This is a genomic window from Rickettsia asembonensis (genome assembly GCF_000828125.2).
Classification (GTDB): Bacteria; Pseudomonadota; Alphaproteobacteria; order Rickettsiales; family Rickettsiaceae; genus Rickettsia; species Rickettsia asembonensis.
Genome location: NZ_JWSW01000003.1, coordinates 1 through 20448, shown reverse-complemented (window position 1 = coordinate 20448; position 20448 = coordinate 1). Strand labels below are relative to the sequence as shown.

Here is a 20448-nt window from a genome sequence, read left to right as displayed (position 1 = left end):
ATATATAGAAATAACTTTATATGTGCTATGAAAAATATTAATAGACATCTTTCCAAACCAGCTTATAGAGAGGAATTTAAAGGAGACACGAAAGCGCTTGCCACTGCAGCGTACATAAGCAATCATGCAGATGCGAATCTAGGCTCGATGTATAAATTACCTCTAGAAGCGAAGTTTTGGAAGATGTCTATTGCTTTAATTTGTTTTTTGATTGTTAGTAGTAATTGCTTTGCTTCCGAGCCGTTACCTTGGCAGGTAACGTTCCAGCCGCCGGCAAGCCCGATTATGGAGGAATTACATCATTTTCATAATTTTCTGCTTTATATCTCAACAGCTATTGTTTTATTCGTTGCCGGATTACTTGGCTTTGTATGTATCAGATTTAATGCAAAAAATAATCCAGTACCGGCAAAATTTTCACATAATGTTTTAATAGAAATAATTTGGACTGTAATACCTATAATAATTTTAGTTATTATTGCAGTGCCGTCTTTTAGAATATTGCGTCATGCCGAAAAAATACCCGAAACAGATTTAACTATTAAAGTAGTAGGTTATCAATGGTATTGGCATTATATATATCCTGATCATGATAATTTAGAATTTGATAGCGTAATGATCTCTGATGAGAATTTAAAACCTGACCAAAAAAGATTATTAGATGTCGATAATCGAATTGTTATCCCTGAAAATGCTACCGTAAGGTTTCTCATTACCGCAGGTGACGTAATACATAGTTTTGCCGTTCCGTCACTTGGATTTAAAATAGATGCAGTGCCTGGAAGAATTAATGAAACATGGACAAGAGTTGCCAAGAAAGGTGTATATTACGGACAATGCTCGGAGCTTTGCGGCATCAATCACGGCTTCATGCCGATTGCTATAGAAGTAGTAAGCAAAGAGGATTTCGACAATTGGATTGCAAGCAAGAACAAGGCAGCCATGAATGGCAAGAATCCAAAATTGGCGGCTAGCTAATTATATGATAATGAGTGAGGAAGAACATAAAAATCACCCTGATATAATTGACCTACCTGAATGGGAAAGAACTTTTTATTATCTTATATATGTAGGGCGTTATGAAGATTATGACTATGCAATAGATTACCTTACCAAAAATTTAAGGAATCCGGAAGAATTAATACAAGCTGGAGCAATTGAAGCTATAAGTCTTTTGGTCAATAGATTTTATAATATTAAAGAGGATTTAATATTACCTTTATTACTTAAAAATTTGAAAAGTACCAATGAAAAAATTTTAAATGTAACTTTGGAAACGTTAGGTGACATTGCCCATTATGTACCAAGATTAAAAAGAAAAATTTGTTTAGCACATTATTTATTAAAAGTTTTTCAAAATATTCTATAAAATGGGGTGAACCTATATATGCTGAGCCACTTTTGCAGGATATAGCAATTGTAATACCGAAATTAAGAATAAACGCAATTTTACTGTTAAAGAGATACGCATATTCTTTAGGACCAATATCTTTTATAAATTACATAATGACTAAAAATAAACAAAAGGATTAAATAAAGCTTAAGAAAATGCTAAAATTATACCTAAATAATTTTGAAAGAGAAAAGATTAAGTATAACATTCCTGATTTTTAGGAAAAATAATACAATATTTTTATGTCATTCCCGTGAAAACGGGAATCCAGAAAAATTTATAGTCATCTTGAATTTATTTCAGTATCTACTAATTAAGAGAGAGATACGGCAAACTTGTTTAGCATGACAAAGAAAAGCCTGGATTCCTGCTTTTGCAGGAATGACATACAGCACTTTTTTAGAGCCAAACAACAATGACATAATTGCATACAAGAACAAACAAAGTGAAAAATTAAAACAGGCAGAATAATAATTATGGATATAACTACTACCGAAATTTATCACGATGACCACCACACTCCGCACGGTTGGAGGCGGTGGCTTTTTTCTACCAATCATAAAGATATCGGTATTATGTATATCATATTTGCCGTTTTTGCCGGAATTGTCGGCGGTTTGTTCTCACTGCTTTTTAGGTTAGAGCTTGCAATGCCCGGCGGCACTTTCTTAAATCACGATTTCCAGCTATATAACGTGCTTATCACGGCACATGCGGTTATTATGGTATTCTTTATGATTATGCCGGCTTTGTTCGGTGGTTTTGGTAACTATTTCGTACCTCTGTTAATAGGGGCTCCCGATATGGCATTTCCACGCCTTAACAATATCAGTTTTTGGCTGTTAGTTCCTGCTTTCATCCTACTTATTGGTTCTGCTTTTGTTGACGGCGGTCCCGGAACGGGCTGGACGCTTTACCCTCCTTTAAGTAATTTGAGCGGCCACCCTGGTGCAGCAGTCGATATGGCTATTTTCAGCTTACATTTAACCGGTCTATCGTCAATCCTCGGATCAATTAACTTAATTGTTACTATCTTTAATATGAGAGCTCCGGGCATGGGGCTTTTCAAGATGCCGTTATTCGTTTGGTCTATATTAGTTACTGCATTCCTTATAATCTTAGCCATGCCGGTACTTGGCGGAGCTATAACTATGCTGCTTACCGACCGTAACTTTGGAACTAATTTCTTTAAACCGGACGGCGGCGGCGATCCCGTATTATTTCAACATCTATTTTGGTTTTTTGGTCATCCTGAAGTATATATCGTAATACTTCCGGGCTTTGGTATAGTTAGCCAGGTTATCTCAACTTTTTCACGCAAACCTATATTCGGCTATCAAGGAATGGTCGGAGCTATGGTAATAATCGGATTCGTCGGGTTTATCGTATGGGCTCACCATATGTTTACTGTTGGTCTTTCTTATAATGCACTTATATATTTCACTGCCGGAACAATGATTATAGCAGTTCCGACGGGCATTAAAATATTTAGCTGGATAGCAACTATGTGGGGTGGCTCGATTACATTCCCGACTCCTATGCTATTTTCAATAGGATTTATTATATTATTCACGATTGGCGGCGTAACTGGCATAATCCTATCAAATTCGGCACTTGATAGGGTACTGCACGATACATATTATGTTGTGGCACATTTCCATTATACGATGTCGCTCGGTGCTTTATTTACGGCATTTGTAGGCTTTTACTACTGGTTCGGCAAAATTTCCGGTAAACAATACCCGGAAATTTTAGGCAAAATCCATTTTTGGATTACCTTTATAGGCGTTAATTTAACTTTCTTCCCGCAGCACTTTTTAGGGCTTGCGGGTATGCCAAGAAGAATACCGGACTACCCTGAAGCTTTTGCCGGCTGGAATATGGTTTCATCGATAGGAGCAGGTATCTCTATGGCGGCGGCTCTTTATTTTGTATTTATCGTTTTCTATACACTAAAATACGGAAAAGATTGTCCTAACAATCCTTGGGGTAACGATGCTGATACGCTTGAGTGGGCACTTACCTCACCACCGCCGTTCCATACTTTTGAAACACCACCACATATTGAGGGGTAATTTGTGATATTATATATCATTCCTACGGAGATGTTATTGCATGGATTATTTTACCTGCTGTCACCCCGTGACTTGATCACGGGGTCCAGCTTAAAATACTAATATTATTAGTATTTTAAATTGTTTTTCTGGATACCGTGGTCAAGCCACGGTATGACACCGAACACATTTTTTGATCCACGCAAGAATGACATAGCTGAAAGAAAAATAATAAAACGATAACAAAATGAAAAAGAAACCGATAATAGGTGTTACACCTGATTTAGCTCAAAATTGTGAAAAATATACTTACGCTGCTTTTCCATGGTACGCCTTGCGAAGAAACTATACCGATGCGATTATTGCAGCCGGTGGTGTACCGCTATTATTACCTTATCAAACTGATACAATAAATCAGCTTATGGAACTTGTTGACGGCGTTGTAATTCCAGGCGGTGATGAGGACATACATCCTAAATTTTATGAACCGGAATACGCCGAAGATGTAGTAATTTCTAATGAAGAACGTGATAATTTTGAGATATTAGTTTTAAAGAAAGCATTAGAGAGAGATATTCCGGTTTTAGGAATATGCCGAGGTATGCAGTTATTAAACGTTATTTTTAAGGGCACGCTTATTAAACATATTCCTGATTATATTGACACTGTAATTAACCATACACAACCTTCGCCTAAAAACATAGTTTCGCATGCAATTAATATAGAAGCAAATACTAAACTTGCTAAAATAGCTAATAATCAGCTACAAACTATGGTTAATTCGACTCATCACCAGGCTGCTAAACAACTTGGTAATAATCTTATCGTATCTGCAAAAGCAGAAGACGGTATAATTGAAGCCATTGAATCAACGAAACATAAATTTGTTATCGGCGTTCAATGGCATCCTGAATATCTTAACGATAATGGAGTAGATTTAGAATTATTTAAAGAACTCGTAAAAGTTAGTAAGTAAATATTAGTTTTCAATATAATTAGATGAACATATTACAAACGCTTTATTATATTCATATCCAAGTGGCCAACAACATACGGAATTTTTAGAGCGTTCACATACGAAAGTAGAACCTCTACCATTGTCTTCCAGTTGATACTGACCATAAATTACAGGTCCCCATTGTTCTTGCCAAGCAATTGAATATTTTACTCGATTATCTTGCACATCCCATTGTTGTAAACAGCCGCTAATAATACAATTCATTTCAGCCGCAAATAGTTTAACCAATTTTTGTATTATCAAATCTTCTTGTTGTTCTACTTGTATATTATCACAATAAGCTATATGTGAGTTTAAATTATTAGCATAAGCTCGTGATGTTATAGAGACTATAATAGTAAATAATATAATAAAAATTTTCATATGATACTTTATTTATAAAATTTAAATTAATATATTTTAAGATACTTAATAAGAAACTAATAATCAAATATTATTTATTGTACTATATTATCGTTTTAAATAAGATTTGTTTCGGACCTTGGATCTGCTATATTATCGTAAAAAACATTATTTATGACTGCTGATTATTCTTTTTTGAAAAGTTTTGCTGAGTATATCATTGATAAATTAGAGAAAGGTACAGAAGTTCAAATAATATTGCCTAATAATTTCTCATGCCTAGAATTAAAGAAAATTTTAACCGATAAATATAAAATTAAATTACCTATAATTATTCCTTTTAATTCTCTTATTTCAAAAAAAACCGATTCGGATTATGTATCTAAAATAGAAGAACTTCTTATTATATCAAAAATAATTACAGAATATAAAGACTTACAATTTAATAAAAATGAATCATTAAAAGCTGCAGAAACTCTAAGAAAATTGTTTAATGATCTTATAATCAATAATATCGATATAAAATTAATTGAAGTCTATAACAATTCTAACTATTGGCAAAAGATTTATAAATTTCTAGAATATTGCTTTTTAAGATGGCAAGAAGAAATATCGTTTACTCAAAAACAAACTAAAGCAGTTTATAAGCTAAAGTTATTACAAGAAGCAATAATAAGGATAAAGAATAGGGATAAGAAAGTAATACTTGCCGGAATGTTCAAACCTAATGTTTTTTTTAAAAGATTTGAGGAAGACTTAAAGGACTATATAGTTCACTATCACCCTGTCTCAAAGCAGATTAGCAACGATATATCTTATTTAGAACCCGCAAATATTTATGAAGAGGCTAAACAAATAGCTTATATATGTAGCCGTAATAAAGATAAACGAATAGCAATCGTTACGGATAATAATAAGCTTAAAAGAGTATATTGTAATTTTTTAGACAGATACGAAGATCTACTAGGTAATGACTTAAGGCTTACTAATATAGGTGAATTACTAATTTCCATTATTAAAATATTATGTAATAATTTTGATTTAAAACTCCTATTTTTATTACTTAAAAATCCTTTAATTAACTGCTCTGCCGTACAAAAGTTAGAGATGATACTATCTAATAAAAACCGTTTTATATCCTCGCCTAAATATTTATTGCAATTACAATTTGATAACGAGGATACAAAAGAATATTGCCGTAACTTAATAGATATTTTATTTACCGATAACCCGCATAATATACTAGATATTCTGACCTTAACTAAAGAAATAGCTAAAAAACTTTTGCCTACTATTTGGGAAAAAGAAGGAGGAGCAGAACTAGTTAATTTTTTAACAAATTTAACTGCATATAGCAAATATATAAATTCAACGGATAAAAAGGATTTTCCTAAAATTTTTTCTTTTTTACTCTCTAATATCAAATATTATAAAAATACTGACTCTGCCAATATTATTATAGCACCACCGGAAGATTTAGCATTATGTGCATTCGACTTAATTATATTACCGCATTTTAATAATGAAAACTGGACACCTACCGCTAAATCTCACCCATGGCTTAGCAAGAAAGCCTTGCAGATACTAAATATAGATTACAATGAAATTGCCTCTACTCTATATTCAGATTACTTCAATTTATTTCTACAAAATAAACAAGTAATTATACTAAACGCTAAAAAATATGATGGTAAGTTGTCAGTGCCGTGTAATTTATTTTTGAAATTACAGGATGTCATTCCTGCCCCCTATTATGTCATTCCTGCGGAAGCAGGAATCCACCTAGACATGGATTCCTGCTTCCGCAGGAATGACATAAGGAAAGATGACATAGGGGACGAGTCCACAGCACATAGCCACTCTTTTCCAAGCATCTTATCAGTAACCGACATAGAAACATTAATAAGAAACCCATACGGGTTTTATGCTAAGAAAATCCTTGGACTACGTAAAAAAGATAATATATGGGAAGAGCCTAAAATATCGGATTTTGGTAATTTTATTCATAAAGTTTTAGAGGAATATTCTAAAAATTACGACAAACAATTTATTAATTTAAATTTGCTTGATAAACAAAATGCTTTAATAAATATCGGTAATCATATTTTATATGGCACTATTTTACCAAACTACACAAAAAAAACTTGGAAAATAAAACTCACGGCTTTCAGCAAAGCCTTTATTTTATTTGATATAGAACGCCGAAAAAACTGCAAAGAAATCTATTTTGAAACTAAAGGGGAATTACGACTAAATATTACAGGTCAAGATATAAAAATAATCGGTATAGCTGACCGAATTGAAATAAGTAAATCAAATAATATAACTATACTGGATTATAAAACCGGTACTATCCCAACTAAAAAAGAAATAGAACTAGGACTATCTCCGCAACTTATTATAGAAAGTTTGATGTTACTAGAAAACGGATTCCTGGAATGTCATTCCCAGCCTCTTTTATGTCATTCCCGCGAAAGCGGGAATCCAATTACCATTGCCTATGTAAAAATAACCAGTACCGAACCTTATGTGCAAACAACAGAAATAGCTTTAAGCATCGAGACTTTAAATAAACATAAAGCAGGACTCGTAAAATTACTTGAATATTACGTTATAAATAAGTCTTTTTCTTATGATTTGAATTTATCAAAATATAATGATTACTTGCATTTGAGTCGATGTCACCCCGTGACTTGATCACGGGGTTCAGTTAAAAATACTAATATTATTAGTATTTTTAGTTGTTTTTTGGATACCGTGGTCAAGCCAAGGTATGACACCGAGCGAGTTTTTTGATTAATTTACAATGAATCTTACAATCCCATCACTAACTTAAATCCTTTATTCTTCCCCATGATAATCTTACTATCTGTATTATAAATAATCGGATCATTAATTTTTTCATGACCGAATCTATTTGTTTTAAATACCGGAATATTTAAATTATCTGCAAAATTACGAAGCACTAACATTGTGGCGTCAAGATCTTTACCAAATGAACCAAATATTATAGCCTTAACATCCTCAAGTAACCCTGCTTGCTTTAAGTGTAAAAGCTCACGATCTAATCTAAAAGGAGCTACATTCGTATCTTCTAAGAAAAGAATTTTGCCTTTAGTCTTTATTTGCCAACTCGTTCCTATACTAGTCTGCACCATAGTTAAGTTACCGCCTGTTAGTTTACCGTTAACAAGATCACTTGATTTTGCTATATCGTTAAACGGACTCAATTTATCTATAGTAACCTGCTTTACCTTACCTTTTAATATTTCAGCAAGCTTGGTAAAATTACTTTGTTCTTTATCAGGTTTTAATAAATCAGCTATATTACTGCCGTGAATAGTTTTCCATCCCCATTCTTGTGATAGAAAAAGATGTAAAGCCGTTATATCGCTATATCCTATAAAGAATTTCTCTTTATTTGGTTTTGATAGCTTTAGTAAACCTGGAATTATTCTAGCAGAACCGTAACCGCCTCGTAAACTCCATACTACATTATCAGACTCATCAAATAATATATCCCGCAGGCAATTAAATCTTACTTCATCGCTACTTGCAAGAAAGGGTAACTTACCTTTAGCAAAACATTTAGAAGGAATTTGTAAATTTAATCCATTAATATTTTTTAAATCCGATAAAGTCTTATTATCAGCACCTGTTGCCGGAGCAACAACAGTAATAGGGATATTTTTTAGGTTAGTAGCAGCAGAAAAAGCTGATATTGAAAAGAATAATATTATTAGTAAAGATAAGTTTTTAAGAATCATGAATATAATTGATAGGTATTTGAGAATCCTGTTATATGAATCAGTAAACCCTACTATGTCATGCCGTGGATAAACCACAGTATAACAGAGGAAAGAAATTATTCTAAATAAGAAGCACCGCCGGTAATTTCTACTTCTTTGGCTCTTATTTCATCAATACTCAAATTATTATTTGCTAGCCAACCATCTGATAAATCAAAATCATCATTAAAAGAATAAATTATCTTGCCTGCATCCCTTTTAGTAATAAGACCTTTTTGTACATCATATACAAGCTTTAATACTATTTCTTTTTCTACCAGTTCAGCAATATCAGGGTTCACTCTTTTTAAAACCATATTTACAAACTCTTTATCAGATAGATCTTTTAGAATAGCCTTAACTTCAATTGTAGTACCATTATTAAGCGTTACTTTAAATTCTAGTAATTGTGATATAACCTCTATATCATCATTAGAATCTTCATCTGACTTTTGTTACCTTTAAAGTCACTAGAATTTATACTCTCTGATGAAGCCTGAGAGGTTGTAGCTTTATTTGAATCATCGCTTATTCTAAGATTTTCCATTTTAGTCCATAGCTACTCAGCTGAATCACAACCACTATCAGCTAGATATTTGTTACTTTCCTCTCTAGGTGGTACAAAAGCATTATCAATAAATTCTTTAACTATCCATTTATTGTTAAATTTATTAAAAGCACTTTCTATAAACTCTTCTAAATTATTAGAACCTAACTCTAAGAATTTTTGCTTAAGTTTTAGAGGGATATGACTTTTTGTATCTAGCCATGTTTGCATTCCTGATAATATTTCTGATATTACCTTATTAGTGTCTTGTGTCGGTACAGTAATATTATGCTTCTTAATATTAACATCAAGTGCATTTTTGGTACTAGCATCCAATTTAGATACTAAGTTTTCATACTGGGCTGGGTTATTTTTAGCTTCTTTTAAAGTTCTTACTATTTTCTTAAATATTTGTACTATTTCTGAATAACTACTCGTAGTGCTTGTCATCCAATCCCATTTAAAATATTCAAACCCGCCGGTAGCATGATTTGGAACTTCAACATATGCAGATTTATGGTCATATCTAATGCCGATTACATCAAGATCTTTTTTATATTTCTTTACTTGAGTATCGGTATCATTATGCTGTTTCTTAAAGTGTTGCTCTAATTTTTTTATACTCTCCTCCTTAATTCATATTGTTAATTAGTTTCCATATCATACTTATATATTACTATATGTCAAAATAAAACACTAGTAAAAATTAACTTTTTACTATATCACAAGCATGTAAGTCATGCTTAAAGTACAAGTTACTATTCTTATTTAAGATTACCCTATAAATCTGAACATTTTCAAGTACTCTTTGAACGTAATCTCTTGTTTCTCTAAATGGTATAAGTTCTATCCAGTCAATAATTTTTCTTGTATCTTTTATATCCCTTGGATCACCAAACCTATCTATCCATTTTACTACGTTATGCCTTCCGGCATTATAAGAAGCAATGGATAGAATATAAGAACCTTTATGATCATCTAATAATTTTTTGAAATGATGCGAACCAAGTTTAATATTATATACCGGATTCCTAGTTAAATCTGCTACATTACATTTCATATTTATAGATTTTGCGGTATCACAAGCAGTACCCTTAATAAGTTGCATCAGCCCCATGGCATTTGCATAACTCACAGCCCTATGGTCAAAGACCGATTCTTGTCTAATTATTCCATAAGTTAAATGAGGTGTGATAGGCAAACCTCCTAGATTATAAGGCGTTGGAAAAGCACAATCCGGAATAAAAGCGTTATTTTGGGCAGCAATTTTTGCCACCTCAACCATATGGTTAGTATTATTATTTGCTTTAATAATATTCGCAATTATTTGAATTTCTGCAGGATTTTTAGTGTTTTTAATTGCTGCTTTGGAATATATCATTGCTAAATTATTCTTATTATATTTAACCAGTAACCTTATTGCTTTAATAATTTCTTTATTTTCTATAGTTTTCCTTTCTTCAGAAGTTATTACGGGAATAGGAGGTAAAACTAATTTTGTCCTATTTAATTCAATATTTGCTACCTGCCCATAAAAGGTAAAAGAATATTTGGCCGCCTGCTCGTAAAATTTTCTAGCCGTTTGCTTATCGCCTTTTGCTTCATAAGTACGACCGAGCCAATAAAATCCACGTGCCAAACTAATCGGGGTTTTAACAACTTTGATAAACTTATTAAAATGTACTAATGCTTGATCAGGCTTTTTTAAAAAGCTTAAAGAAAGCCAGCCCGCAAGCCACTCCTGCTCTCTTATAGTTTCAGGGCAGGTAGCAAAGGGCATCGTTGCCATTCTATAGCTATTAGCAAAATCTTTGTAATCGATGAATTCACGAGCATAATAGGATTGAATACGACACCATTTAGCAAAATGTTTACGGTTATTTTTAGCTTTCTTAAACAAAGTAATAACTTCCTTTGTCGGCTTTTGCATTTTTTTAAAATCTAAATAACGATATAATAAACCGGAACTATAGTATTTTTCAGGAACACTTTTAAAAAGCTTTTCAGCATTTGGCGATTTACCTATAATCGCAATTTGGACTTTAAAAGAATTACGGTAACCTTGATCTACATATTTTAGTGACTGCTCAGCAGATCTAATATCATTTTTCCATAAATATTCTTCTATTCGCTCTAAATGATCATTTGCAGTTAAATATTTATGCCACTTATTGTAATATACATTTTCTTCTTCAGGAGTGAAATTGGCATATACCCAAGCTTCTTTAATAATAGGTAGTAATATCTTCTGATCTTTGATTAAACTACTTGCAGCTGCCGCATAAAATTTATAACCTTTGCCGGTAAGAGGAGGATGTTTACTAAACCAATCAAAAATTACTTTTTTATTTGTATTATTATTTAGATATTCTTCCGCTCTTTCTTCAAGCAGCTTGTTTTGAGGCCAATCCGGGTTATTGCGTGAAAATCTTATTACATGTTCAAAACTATTATCTGAATATTTATTATCTAAATATTTCTGAGAAAGTACAATTTTTGTTAAAACTTTACTATTTACCTCTAGAGCTAAATCTTCAGCTTGTGACCAATTTTTTTGATCGATATAGGTAAAAACTTGCTTAACATTATCTACAGAATCAGAATTTACCCCAGTTGTCATCCCGTAGCTTGACCACGGGATCCAGTTCAAAGCTAATAAAAATATAGAAGTTAATAATTTTATTGTGATTTTCATAAGTTTTATGATTTGTTGCATGGATACTGGAGTCGTCATTGCGAGGAGGTCTTGTTGCGTGAACCAATTTTCCGTCATTGCGAGAAGAATTACGTAGTAATTCGACGAAGCAATCCAGTTAAAAATTCTAATTTACAGAATTTTTTAAATCTTTTTCTAGATTGCCACGCTCCCTACGGTCGCTCGCAATGACGATTAGGGCAATACCCACTCGCAATGACGTTTTTAGAACCATTAAACACCCGTAGAGCCGAAGCCGCCGCTACCACGCATCGTTTCCTCAAGGCTACTACTTTCTTCCCATAATATGCGTTCGTACTTAGAAATTATCATCTGAGCAATTCGCATCCCTTTTTCTATAACGAAATCTTCTTTACCGAGATTAATAAGAATCACCTTTATTTCGCCTCGATAATCTGCATCAATAGTACCGGGTGAATTAGCAACCGTAATACCGTGTTTAACGGCAAGACCCGAACGAGGTCTTATCTGTGCTTCAAATGAGTCAGGTAATGCTATAGCGATGCCGGTTGGAATTAGTTGTATTTCACCTGTTTTTATTGTTATAGGTTGCTCATTTGCGGCTATTAAATCTATCCCCGCACTATGCTCTGTAGCATATTCCGGCAAACTACCTGAAAAATTTTCTAATTTCTTAATTTTAACTTGCGTTATATTCATAATACTTCTCATAAGTGAAGAGTTGATATACGAAGATCAACTTGGAAAAGAGCAAGGAGTCTGTAAGCCGAGGAACGGAGCGTACAAAAGTACGTGAGCATCCGAGGACTTACAAAGACGACGTAGCCAATTTTTCAAGTTCATCGAGTATATTTATTTTATATCAAATTTATCGTTAACAATTTTATTTTCTACTGCATCAATTAAAGAATTAGCAAGATTATCGGTTAATATCTTACTCCCCATGCCAAGTTTCTTTTTAAGCCAAGGCTGTTTAGCACACAGATATTGAAACTTAATATTATCGCCGAATTTTTCTTTCATTACACTATACATATCACCTATGCCGTCAATTAAGCCGTAATCAAGAGCCGTTTGTCCTGCCCAAAATTTACCGTTAAATAAAATCTCGTCTTGCTGTGTTAACTTCCCTACTCTTCTTGTTTTTACATATTCTACAAAATGCTCGTAAACCTGCTTTTGCAAATCTTTGATAATTTTAAGGTCCTCTTTATTAATAGGTTTAAAAGGATCTAAAATTGCTTTATTTTTTCCTTCCGTATAAACTCTACGCTCTATTCCAAGTTTATTAATCGCTTCATGGAATCCGAATCCGCTTGACACTACTCCGATACTACCTATAACCGAACTATAAGAAGCATATATCCAGTCACCGCTGCAAGCAAGCCAATATCCGCCTGAAGCCGCAATATCTTCAATAAAACTATAAATTTTTATTTTATTTTCTTTAGCAAGGTCACGAATACGTTTCGCAATAAGTTCAGATTGTACCGGAGAACCGCCGGGAGAATTAATAATTAAACATAATACTTTTAATTTCTTTATTTTAAAAGCTTTTTCTATTAATTCATTTAATGATTCTAAAGTAAGTCCCGATTGCATAGTACTTACTTTACCAATAACACCGCTAAGGCGTAAAACGGCAATCACTTCTTTAGAATCACCAAAAACCGAAGCAAATAATTGATCTAATTTACTTATCTGCCGTTTGGTTATTATCTGATCAAATTCTGCATTCGCCATAGTTGATTTATTTACTTCATTCATTATTCTGCTCGTTTTTAATTATATCCTTTTTTATTGGCGGCAAAGGCTTAGCCGGTTTATTCAGAGATTGCTCATTATAACTATTTTTAGGTTCAGGATAATTTCCGGGAATGGCAGATAAAATAGTATCTCTAACTTTTTCGTCATACCAATTTGTATTGCCGACAAAGCTAGTTACTATTTTGCCGTTTGGGTCTATTAATATACTAGTCGGTAAACTAATAACCCCTAAGGCTTTAAATAATTCATTTCTATAATCATGATAAATCGGCAAATATCTTATTTGATAGCTCTTAAAATATTCTTTAACAACTTTTATGTCTTGATAATCTTCTGAAATCGGAATTACTGAAAAAGGTAATTTCCTAAAATCTTTTTGCAACATATCAAGGTCAGGCATTTCTTTAACACAAGGAGCACTCCAAGTAGCCCAAAACACTAACAATATAGTCTTTCCTTCAAACTGATCAAGAGAATATTGATTTTTTTCTTCATCAAAAAAAATTATATTATCAGGAACGCTTGAACCTCTTAAAAATTCTAATTTATCCTTAGGCTTCTCATAGAGCTTAGCATGAATTTTAGGAATAAAAATTATTATAGATAATAAAAACACTATAATATATATAAGATATTTATTATAATTTCTTAATGTCATATAATAATTTATAATAATGAAAACATTTTATTTATTCGTATTAGCACTTACATTATGTAGTTGTGGTATAAAAAAACCTTTAGAAGCACCAAATGATGTCATTCCCGCGAAGGCGGGAATCCAGAGTAAAGCGAGATAAATCGAGCTTTTAATTTTAAAAATTTGTTGTATTTATACTTTTTTCTGGATTCCCGCTTCTAGCTAAGAATGACATAAAGAGCATTTACCGATCCATGCAACAAGACCGGTCAAGCCGCGGGATGACAAATAAAATCTTCTAATACCTCTTCAGTGTCGTACCTTGTAATACTAAGTCAAAACAATAAGACGGCATATTTTCTTGCGGTTCGATTAATATCGGATTTACTTCACCGCACTCATTATCACACATATTTTTATCAGATAAATCTAAGCGTGTTTCAAGAGTAGTAAGACTGGGATGCTCTATTCTTATGTTTGCACTTCTCAAATAACGAGAAGATTTATAAGGCAACATGCTAATAAAGTAATATTCTCCTTTATTATTAGTAGTAGCAATACCGGAACCGGTAAAGCTTGAATCGTTTTTACTTGTAAATCTTCTTTTATCAACTCTAGTTTTTAAAGGTTCATAAGGGTATTTACCTCCACTTCCTACTTGCCATAAATAAACTTTAGCATCTGCAACCGGCACACAATTTTGATCTAATATTTTTCCTTTAATTAATATCCTTTCACCGTAAAATTTTGATAATCTTCCTGTTTTACGTAATAAATTATTAGTAGTCTCAAAAACTTTCGGTTCATAATCATTAAATATATTTCTAGTAATTTTACAACGATTAAGCTTATTAGGGTAAGTTTTAGAAGCAGCAAATATGTTTAATGTCCATAAACATAAAAAACAAAATATAAATTTTTTCACTTTTCACCACTATATTTATAAAATTCTGCATCTAAATTTAAATCAATTATTTTTATTAATCAAATTATTTTTATTCTCATTTGATTATTAAGTAATTGATTGTTATAGTAAACTTTGTTGTACTAAAACATATACTCCTGATAAATGACAGAGTGGATAGACGAAGTTTAATTTGGAAAAGAGCAAGGAGTATATAAGGCAAGGAGCGGAACGTAGATAAACTACGTGAGCACCGCAGACTTATAATACGACATACAGCTTATTTCAGAAAGTTCTAGACAAGATGAATTTCAAGGCGAGCCTGCGGAGCGTATAATAATACGTGAGCAAAGGCGAGTCCTGCAAAATTTGCTTGTATTGAGCTTTCTGAAATAAGCTGTAGCGAATTTTTCAAATTAAACGAGTATATATGCAAAAATTTTTATCTTTAATAATTGTAATCCTAATACTTTACAATATAGTAAAGTTAAAAATATCTCCCGACAACAATAATCCTACAACTATAGAGCAAACGGCTTCAAATAATTCATCTACTGATGAAAATCAAACTAGTATAAATAATGAACCCCCTATTTCATTAAACGGTAATTTATTTGAACGTATGGTTTCAAAAATAGTAATAAATGCTCTTAAAACCGAAGAAGGGAAAGCATTTTTTGAAAATATTTTACAACCGTTAAATGGACCTATCAATCCTAATGATTACACTATTGAAGTACGTAAGGATTTAGTAAAAACACTGTTCAAAATTAATACGCTCGGTAGCGGTAATATCGGTCCCGCTTCTTGCGGACATGTAGTTACCGTATTTTATCAAATATCAGATATGAACAATACTTTAATATCTGAAGATACTAAAACTTTTACTTTAGGCTCTGCTCCTGTAATGCTTGGCTTAGATAATGTAATAATCGGTATGATGGTAGGAGAAGCACGAGAAGCTATTATTCCGGCAAAATACACTGTTAATAATAGTAATAATATTATCTTCGATGATGCTTATAATTATAAAGTTAATGTAATTTTAAAATCCATATTACCGCAAAATTTTGTCAAAAATAATGAAGTAAAAATTTATGATGATGAGATAGCTTATCGTGTTCCTTTATTATGTGGTAAAAAAGTAAGCTTTAATGCTAAAATTACTCGCTTATCAAACGGTAAAGTATTATATGATTCTAAAGAAAAAGGACAACAAATAGATATGAAAATCGGCGATATTACATATCCTTTAATTTTTTCTTACGCCTTGCAAGGTAAAGTAACGGTTGGAACACGCAGTGTTATTGCTGAAGGCAAAACATTTAAAGCTTTAGGTTCTAACATAAATAAAATTATTTCTCATGAATCATTACCGATAAATGAATATCTTTTGCTTGAACTAGGAGACTTTAAACAAAATTAAATAAATATGAAACAAAATAAAATTCAAAGACAAAAAAATTATATTTTATTATCTATCCTTGTCATAATGATAATAATTGTATATCTTATAGCATTAATAAAAATTGCAGGATAAATTTTGTAATTATTAAAAATTTAAAACTCAAATTAAATGAGTATATAAGAATCTTACTTTAAACTTTTATTAAGCTAGGAGTTTAGTATGGAAATTATTAAAAAAAACAAAAATATTATTGTACTAGTAGGTTTGATATTTTTGGCAGTAATTATTTATATCTCTATAAATAAGAGTTCCGATAATAAAACAAACGATAATATATTAGAAGTAAAGATAACTATAAAAGATCATAAATTTGTTCCGAATATAGTTGAAGTACCAAAATCTACTAAGATAAGGTTAATTGTTCATAATGAAGATGATACAGTAGAAGAGTTTGAAAGTCATGATTTACATCGTGAAAAAATAGTTATGCCGAATGAGTCAATAAATATTATACTTGCACCGCTTAAACCCGGAAAATATGAAATTTTTGGGGATTTTCATCAAGATACGGCTCAGGGTATTATAATTGTTAATGATTAGATAAAAAATATGTTTAAAATTGCTTTAGTAGTGTTTCGTGAATGTTTAGAAATATCCTTATTACTTGGTGTAATACTTGCCGTAACAAAACAAATAGAAAAATCTCGTCTTTATATTATTGCCGGAGTAATGCTTGGAGTAGTATTTGCTTCAATTTTTGCATTTTTTACCCGTAAATTATCTTTATCTTTTGGCGGAATAGGCGACGAGCTATTCGATTCCGGAATTATGATACTAATAACAATTCTGATTAGCTGGACAATAATATGGATGCAAGGTTACAGTATAAAAGTAAAGCAACATATAAACGACTTATCAGTAAAAATTCATGAAGGTAACGCCAGTTATTTCATGTTGGTTTTTTTAGTTGCCACTACCATATTACGAGAAGGTGCAGAAATTATTATTTTAGTATATAGCATATCTTCAGTTGAAACAATATCAAGCAGTATTTACTTGCAAGGAGTGATAATAGGTGCTACAAGTGGCTTCTTACTTGGTTTAGTAATATATTTCGGTTTAATTAAGATTGCTAATCAAAAATATATTTTTAAAATCTCTACTGTATTATTAATGCTAATAACAGGCGGATTTGCAGCAAGTGCTGCAGGTATTTTAACCTCTTCCGGTCTAGTTATGTTTTTATCCGATCAACTTTGGGATAGTTCATGGTTAGTAGCAGATAGAAGTATGATAGGTAAAATCTTACATATTGTTACCGGTTATATTGCAAGACCTAACGGGCTACAAGTACTTGCCTATTTTACTACTATATTACTGATAAATATTTTCATACAAATAAAATTAAGATATTCCAAAAATAACTTAATATCAGTACAAAAAAATAAATCAAATTAATTTTATCAAAGAGAACAATTAAATTAAATATGTTAAAACTTTTATCAGAAATTGGTCCGGTAATAGCATTTTTTGTAGGATTTTTTTATGGAGGCGGTACACAAAACGCTACTCTTTATATGCTTATTACCTCTGTTATTTGTATTACCCTTTGTTATGTTATCGATAAGAAAGTATCCAAGCTTTCTATTATTTCTACAACTGTTTTATTAGTTTCAGGAAGCATTACTTTAATTAGCGGCGATTCAATGTATATAAAAATCAAACCTACTATATTATATGTTATTTTTGGAATAATATTTCTCATGAGCGGTATAAGAAAAAATCCTTTTATCAAATATGCTTTAGAGAGTATAGTACGTATTAAAGAAGAAAGCTGGATAACCTTAAGCTATAGAACAGCGGCTTTTTTCTTTTTTATGGCTGTAGTTAATGAAATAGTTTGGCGTAATTTCTCAGATGAAACATGGGTAAAATTCAAAGTATTCGGTGTAATACCTATTACTTTTATATTTATTTTACTGCAATTACCTCTTTTATTAAAGAATAAATTACCGGATAGTAAAATATAATACCTTACTATTTTTACTCTATATCATTACCGCGTGGCATTATTGCATAGACCGGTAAAACTTACTGTGTTACCTAGTTCGTTTGCTAACTAGGTCCATAAAAACAATAAAAAATACTAATAATTTTAGTATTTTTAACTGGATCCCGTGGAGGGGCCACGGGGGATGACAGAGGTGAAATTGATCCACGCGGGCAATGCCTCCTCGCAATGACGACTCGGTATGTACGCAACAAGGTCCGGTACTATAGGGAATGACATAAACAAACAGTTAATTCTTAAACAAATATAATCTTTTTAAAAATCGTAGGGTATTATTATTATGATGTTACGAGTTCTAATTTTTATAGCTCTTTCTTTTAGTCTATCTGCTTGTTTACCTGCTATTTTTACTGCAGCAACCACTACCGGCATTGTTGCTTCAAAAGATCAACCAATGTCTGAAACATTAAATGATTCAAGGATTTCTACCGGTATTAAAGCTGATTTAGTAAAAAATAATTTTAGAGATTTAGGAGCTAAAATAAAGGTTGAAGTATCACAAGGAAGAGTATTATTAACAGGAAATATTCAAAAAGAATCTGATGCGTTAAAAGCCGTAGAAATTGCTTGGAATCAAAAAGGCGTAAAAGAAGTTATTAATGAGTTGAAAGTAAATAAAAATAGTAATCATTTTGACTTAGCCCAATATATTAAAGATAGTATGATAACCACACAAATTAAAGCTAAAAACTTAGTCAGAAAAGATATTAAATTTGCTAATTATACTATTCTAACTATAGATAATATTGTTTATTTATTTGGAGTTGCAAGATCAGAAGAAGAGCTAGAAAAGCTTGCTTCTATTGCATCAAAAATAAAAGGTGTTGAAAAAGTTGTGTGTTACGCTAAAATAATGGATAATTTTAATAAGCATGATGATGATACAACGCCATAAACTTATTGTATTAATTTTTTTATTGATTTTTTGTCTAAGCGGTTGTAATACCTCAAAAAGATTACCTTATTCCCATAAATATTCTTACAAAGAATTATCAAAGGATGATCCTCATAATCTAACTTATAAAGGACATTATAAAGTTGGAAAAAATTATAAAATAAAAGGAAAGACTTACAAACCTCACAGTCCTAAATCTTTTACCGAAACAGGTTATGCTTCATGGTACGGTGGACGTAAAGACGGTTTTCACGGTAAAAAAACAGCTAACGGTGATAGATTTAATAGAAATTTACTAACTGCCGCACATAAAACTCTTCCGCTTCCTTGCTTAGTTAAAGTTACCAACAAAGCCAATAATAAATCAGTAATTTTAATGGTTAATGATAGAGGTCCTTTTAAGAAAAATCGTATAATAGATGTTTCTCAAAAAGCAGCCGAAATTTTAGCATTTAAAAATCAAGGCATAACTAAAGTAAAAATAGAATATTTACCTAATGAAACTGAGAAATTTCTAAAAAATATTAATCTAAAAAAACCACAAAATAAAACTTTAGCTAAAAACTCTAAAAGATCTTCATCTACTAAAGTTACAAAAAACGCTAAATGTAGTGTTAATTGTCATATAAAACTTGTAAATCTAAAATATAAGCTAGCAGTGAATCCTTAGGTAAGTCAATAGACTTCTTGCATAACTTGCTTCTAAGGGCAATTTGTACGTCGAGCCTAGACTCGAATCCTCGAATCCTCGTGTACCAAGTGTATGCTGCGGTTCGAGGTGAAGTGTCTCCTTCAAATTTCTCCTTATTAGCTACGTTATGCAAGAAGTCTAATATTGATACCGCCTTTATGTCATTCCCGCATAGGCAGGAATCCAGTAACCTCATTGTCATCCCATGGCTTGACCATGGGATCTTTGCCACAAATTGTATCCTAAGATCCAGCGC

General features: G+C 31.8%; 20 protein-coding genes and 3 pseudogenes. 13 read left to right on the top strand and 10 right to left on the bottom strand.

The window, feature by feature from the left end; all coding sequences use genetic code 11:
- The first annotated feature begins 27 nt into the window (after window positions 1-27).
- The 4 genes from coxB to SB78_RS00635 all read left to right on the top strand — a co-directional run bounded on the left by coxB (window position 28) and on the right by SB78_RS00635 (window position 4423).
- Entirely contained in the window at window positions 28-978 is a 951-nt protein-coding gene (gene coxB / locus SB78_RS00650) for a cytochrome c oxidase subunit II (RefSeq protein WP_041077679.1), read from the top strand.
- The gene (locus SB78_RS10450; protein WP_241773632.1) at window positions 947-1369 is read left to right on the top strand and encodes a hypothetical protein; all 423 of its coding nucleotides are present in this window, start codon (window positions 947-949) and stop codon (window positions 1367-1369) included. Before coxB ends, SB78_RS10450 begins: the two co-directional genes overlap by 32 nt.
- Window positions 1370-1869: 500 nt before the next feature.
- Window positions 1870-3468, top strand: coding sequence for a cytochrome c oxidase subunit I (gene ctaD / locus SB78_RS00640; RefSeq protein WP_041077674.1), 1599 nt, complete (start codon window positions 1870-1872; stop codon window positions 3466-3468).
- A 226-nt stretch (window positions 3469-3694) separates the two neighbouring features.
- Window positions 3695-4423: a gamma-glutamyl-gamma-aminobutyrate hydrolase family protein gene (locus SB78_RS00635; protein WP_041077672.1), complete on the top strand. Its 729-nt coding sequence runs from the start codon at window positions 3695-3697 to the stop codon at window positions 4421-4423.
- Window positions 4424-4426: 3 nt separating this feature from the next.
- On the opposite strand, the gene SB78_RS00630 is transcribed toward SB78_RS00635, so the two are convergent.
- Window positions 4427-4828, bottom strand: a complete 402-nt coding sequence (locus SB78_RS00630; RefSeq protein WP_041077670.1) for a hypothetical protein — start codon at window positions 4826-4828, stop codon at window positions 4427-4429.
- A gap of 153 nt (window positions 4829-4981) precedes the next feature.
- Here SB78_RS00630 and SB78_RS00625 point away from each other — a divergent pair, with 153 nt between their 5' ends.
- Complete coding sequence (locus tag SB78_RS00625) at window positions 4982-7504, top strand: PD-(D/E)XK nuclease family protein (RefSeq protein ID WP_041077668.1); 2523 nt, start codon at window positions 4982-4984, stop codon at window positions 7502-7504.
- A 116-nt stretch (window positions 7505-7620) separates the two neighbouring features.
- Here the strand turns inward: SB78_RS00625 and SB78_RS00620 are convergent, their stop codons facing one another.
- The 3 genes and pseudogenes from SB78_RS00620 to SB78_RS00610 form a co-directional block, all read right to left on the bottom strand.
- Window positions 7621-8574, bottom strand: a complete 954-nt coding sequence (locus SB78_RS00620; protein ID WP_041077666.1) for an LD-carboxypeptidase — start codon at window positions 8572-8574, stop codon at window positions 7621-7623.
- 98 nt (window positions 8575-8672) lie between these two features.
- Window positions 8673-9763 (bottom strand): annotated as a pseudogene (locus SB78_RS11870) (hypothetical protein).
- Between the two features lie 85 nt (window positions 9764-9848).
- A complete protein-coding gene (locus SB78_RS00610; RefSeq protein WP_041077734.1) occupies window positions 9849-11837 on the bottom strand; it encodes a lytic transglycosylase domain-containing protein in 1989 nt (662 codons plus the stop codon).
- A gap of 54 nt (window positions 11838-11891) precedes the next feature.
- On the opposite strand from SB78_RS00610, the gene SB78_RS09535 reads away from it, so the two are divergent.
- A complete protein-coding gene (locus SB78_RS09535; protein ID WP_158510069.1) occupies window positions 11892-12029 on the top strand; it encodes a hypothetical protein in 138 nt (45 codons plus the stop codon).
- Between the two features lie 42 nt (window positions 12030-12071).
- Here the strand turns inward: SB78_RS09535 and dut are convergent, their stop codons facing one another.
- The 4 genes from dut to SB78_RS00590 all read right to left on the bottom strand — a co-directional run bounded on the left by dut (window position 12072) and on the right by SB78_RS00590 (window position 15148).
- The gene (gene dut, locus SB78_RS00605) at window positions 12072-12518 is read right to left on the bottom strand and encodes a dUTP diphosphatase (RefSeq protein ID WP_041077662.1); all 447 of its coding nucleotides are present in this window, start codon (window positions 12516-12518) and stop codon (window positions 12072-12074) included.
- 153 nt (window positions 12519-12671) lie between these two features.
- Window positions 12672-13586, bottom strand: coding sequence for a S49 family peptidase (locus tag SB78_RS00600; RefSeq protein ID WP_041077660.1), 915 nt, complete (start codon window positions 13584-13586; stop codon window positions 12672-12674).
- Window positions 13579-14244, bottom strand: coding sequence for a TlpA disulfide reductase family protein (locus SB78_RS00595; RefSeq protein ID WP_041077658.1), 666 nt, complete (start codon window positions 14242-14244; stop codon window positions 13579-13581). The genes SB78_RS00600 and SB78_RS00595 overlap by 8 nt, the downstream gene beginning before the upstream one ends.
- Window positions 14245-14521: 277 nt before the next feature.
- Entirely contained in the window at window positions 14522-15148 is a 627-nt protein-coding gene (locus tag SB78_RS00590) for a dioxygenase family protein (RefSeq protein ID WP_041077656.1), read from the bottom strand.
- A gap of 252 nt (window positions 15149-15400) precedes the next feature.
- Here SB78_RS00590 and SB78_RS11865 point away from each other — a divergent pair.
- The 5 genes and pseudogenes from SB78_RS11865 to SB78_RS00570 all read left to right on the top strand — a co-directional run.
- A pseudogene (locus SB78_RS11865) lies at window positions 15401-15520 on the top strand (palindromic element RPE3 domain-containing protein); the annotation flags it as partial.
- A 37-nt stretch (window positions 15521-15557) separates the two neighbouring features.
- Entirely contained in the window at window positions 15558-16553 is a 996-nt protein-coding gene (locus tag SB78_RS00585) for an FKBP-type peptidyl-prolyl cis-trans isomerase (RefSeq protein ID WP_041077654.1), read from the top strand.
- Between the two features lie 201 nt (window positions 16554-16754).
- Window positions 16755-17135, top strand: coding sequence for a cupredoxin domain-containing protein (locus SB78_RS00580; protein WP_041077652.1), 381 nt, complete (start codon window positions 16755-16757; stop codon window positions 17133-17135).
- A gap of 9 nt (window positions 17136-17144) precedes the next feature.
- Window positions 17145-17993 carry an FTR1 family protein gene (locus SB78_RS00575; RefSeq protein WP_041077650.1) on the top strand — a complete coding sequence of 283 codons (849 nt, stop codon included), beginning with the start codon at window positions 17145-17147 and terminating at the stop codon, window positions 17991-17993.
- Window positions 17994-18022: 29 nt separating this feature from the next.
- A complete protein-coding gene (locus SB78_RS00570) occupies window positions 18023-18565 on the top strand; it encodes a septation protein A (RefSeq protein WP_041077648.1) in 543 nt (180 codons plus the stop codon).
- Window positions 18566-18699: 134 nt separating this feature from the next.
- On the opposite strand, the gene SB78_RS11400 is transcribed toward SB78_RS00570, so the two are convergent.
- Window positions 18700-18825: a hypothetical protein gene (locus tag SB78_RS11400; RefSeq protein WP_277813926.1), complete on the bottom strand. Its 126-nt coding sequence runs from the start codon at window positions 18823-18825 to the stop codon at window positions 18700-18702.
- Between the two features lie 61 nt (window positions 18826-18886).
- On the opposite strand from SB78_RS11400, the gene SB78_RS00565 reads away from it, so the two are divergent.
- Together SB78_RS00565 and SB78_RS00560 are read left to right on the top strand one after the other, a co-directional pair.
- Entirely contained in the window at window positions 18887-19501 is a 615-nt protein-coding gene (locus SB78_RS00565) for a BON domain-containing protein (RefSeq protein WP_041077646.1), read from the top strand.
- Window positions 19502-19523: 22 nt separating this feature from the next.
- Window positions 19524-20171: a septal ring lytic transglycosylase RlpA family protein gene (locus SB78_RS00560; protein WP_241773631.1), complete on the top strand. Its 648-nt coding sequence runs from the start codon at window positions 19524-19526 to the stop codon at window positions 20169-20171.
- A gap of 6 nt (window positions 20172-20177) precedes the next feature.
- On the opposite strand, the pseudogene SB78_RS00555 reads toward SB78_RS00560, so the two are convergent.
- A pseudogene (locus tag SB78_RS00555) lies at window positions 20178-20394 on the bottom strand (palindromic element RPE1 domain-containing protein); the annotation flags it as partial.
- Window positions 20395-20448 lie beyond the last annotated feature (54 nt).

Bases quoted from the DNA above. Each gene is read 5' to 3' on its own strand.
- coxB (WP_041077679.1), top strand. From the start codon at position 28: ATGAAAAATATTAATAGACATCTTTCCAAACCAGCTTATAGAGAGGAA.
- SB78_RS10450 (WP_241773632.1), top strand. From the start codon at position 947: ATGGCAAGAATCCAAAATTGGCGGCTAGCTAATTATATGATAATGAGT.
- ctaD (WP_041077674.1), top strand. From the start codon at position 1,870: ATGGATATAACTACTACCGAAATTTATCACGATGACCACCACACTCCG.
- SB78_RS00635 (WP_041077672.1), top strand. From the start codon at position 3,695: ATGAAAAAGAAACCGATAATAGGTGTTACACCTGATTTAGCTCAAAAT.
- SB78_RS00630 (WP_041077670.1), bottom strand. From the start codon at position 4,828: ATGAAAATTTTTATTATATTATTTACTATTATAGTCTCTATAACATCA.
- SB78_RS00625 (WP_041077668.1), top strand. From the start codon at position 4,982: ATGACTGCTGATTATTCTTTTTTGAAAAGTTTTGCTGAGTATATCATT.
- SB78_RS00620 (WP_041077666.1), bottom strand. From the start codon at position 8,574: ATGATTCTTAAAAACTTATCTTTACTAATAATATTATTCTTTTCAATA.
- SB78_RS00610 (WP_041077734.1), bottom strand. From the start codon at position 11,837: ATGAAAATCACAATAAAATTATTAACTTCTATATTTTTATTAGCTTTG.
- dut (WP_041077662.1), bottom strand. From the start codon at position 12,518: ATGAATATAACGCAAGTTAAAATTAAGAAATTAGAAAATTTTTCAGGT.
- SB78_RS00600 (WP_041077660.1), bottom strand. From the start codon at position 13,586: ATGAATGAAGTAAATAAATCAACTATGGCGAATGCAGAATTTGATCAG.
- SB78_RS00595 (WP_041077658.1), bottom strand. From the start codon at position 14,244: ATGACATTAAGAAATTATAATAAATATCTTATATATATTATAGTGTTT.
- SB78_RS00585 (WP_041077654.1), top strand. From the start codon at position 15,558: ATGCAAAAATTTTTATCTTTAATAATTGTAATCCTAATACTTTACAAT.
- SB78_RS00580 (WP_041077652.1), top strand. From the start codon at position 16,755: ATGGAAATTATTAAAAAAAACAAAAATATTATTGTACTAGTAGGTTTG.
- SB78_RS00575 (WP_041077650.1), top strand. From the start codon at position 17,145: ATGTTTAAAATTGCTTTAGTAGTGTTTCGTGAATGTTTAGAAATATCC.
- SB78_RS00570 (WP_041077648.1), top strand. From the start codon at position 18,023: ATGTTAAAACTTTTATCAGAAATTGGTCCGGTAATAGCATTTTTTGTA.
- SB78_RS11400 (WP_277813926.1), bottom strand. From the start codon at position 18,825: ATGTCATTCCCTATAGTACCGGACCTTGTTGCGTACATACCGAGTCGT.
- SB78_RS00565 (WP_041077646.1), top strand. From the start codon at position 18,887: ATGATGTTACGAGTTCTAATTTTTATAGCTCTTTCTTTTAGTCTATCT.